Below are 287 nucleotides of genomic sequence, written 5' to 3'. Positions count from 1 at the left end.
ACTGGCTAGCCCCCAAAAACTTATCTTGCTTGATATGAGGATTAAGACGCAAAAAAGCGTCCTTTTTAAAGTAGGTAAAATAGCGCTTGCCTGCGAGCCTATCGTAGACACGAAGCAAAGTATTAAATATCCATGGCGGTGGGAACTTGCCTTTATAATGCGGCATGACGAAATGCATCTCGTTGACCAAACCGCCAGCCTCACTCAGCATGCGCTCACGTTCACGCACGCTAAGCAAAGTCGTTTTATAATCGCCTGAGGCAATATAGCGCAGCCCACCATGTACC

The 287-nt window shown here is 47.0% G+C and carries 1 pseudogene; it reads right to left on the bottom strand.

What is annotated here, in order from left to right:
• A pseudogene (locus AAEZ03_RS26850) lies at nucleotides 1–287 on the bottom strand (FAD-dependent oxidoreductase); the annotation flags it as partial.

The organism is Pseudomonas sp. HY2-MNA-CIBAN-0224 (assembly GCF_040310285.1).
GTDB classification, from domain to species: Bacteria; Pseudomonadota; Gammaproteobacteria; order Pseudomonadales; family Pseudomonadaceae; genus Aquipseudomonas; species Aquipseudomonas helleri.
The sequence above is the reverse complement of the archived record's forward strand: the minus strand, read 5'-3'. Positions and strand labels throughout refer to the sequence as shown.